The 677-nt window shown below is 67.9% G+C and carries 1 pseudogene; it reads left to right on the top strand.

Annotated elements, in window-relative coordinates:
* Positions 1 to 677, top strand: a pseudogene (locus J6500_RS31465) (PD-(D/E)XK nuclease family protein); the annotation flags it as partial.

Raw genomic sequence — 677 nt, 5'->3', positions numbered from 1 at the left:
ACTGGCTGCGCGATCCCTATACGATCTATGCCCGCCACATCCTGCGGCTCGATCCGCTCGATCCGGTCGACATGCCGCTGTCGGCGGCCGATCGCGGTTCGGCGATCCACGGGGCGCTCGGCGAGTTCACGCAAACCTATGCCGACGCGCTGCCGCCGGACACGATGCGCGCGCTGCGCGAGATCGGCGGCAAGTATTTTGCGCCGCTGATGGAGCGGCCCGAGGCGCGTGCACTGTGGTGGCCGCGCTTCCAGCGCATCGCGGCATGGTTCGCCGAATGGGAGCAGGCTCGGCGCGGGCGGAGAGGGTGAAGGTCCTGGTGTCGTCGAGCTGAATCTTGAGATCGCCCTGGATCTCCGCCTTGATCGCGGTGATCTGGCCGCGCCGACCGCATCGAGCGGCGCGATGACGGCAGCTTCGCGATCCTCGACTACAAGACCGGGCAGCCGCCGACCGGCAAGCAGGTACGCATGGGCCTGTCGCCGCAGCTCACGCTGGAGGCCGCGATCCTGCGCGAGGGCGGGTTTGCGGAAATCCCGGCAAACTCCTCGGTCGGCGAACTGGTCTATGTCAGGCTGAGCGGCAACAATCCGCCGGGCGAGCAGCGTTCGCTGGAACTGAAGATCAAGAACAACGACACGCCGCAGCCGCCGGACGAAGCCGCGGACAGCGCGCGG

The sequence above is a fragment of the Bradyrhizobium semiaridum genome (genome assembly GCF_020329505.1).
GTDB classification, from domain to species: Bacteria; Pseudomonadota; Alphaproteobacteria; order Rhizobiales; family Xanthobacteraceae; genus Bradyrhizobium; species Bradyrhizobium semiaridum.
This window is presented reverse-complemented; position numbering and strand designations above follow the sequence as displayed.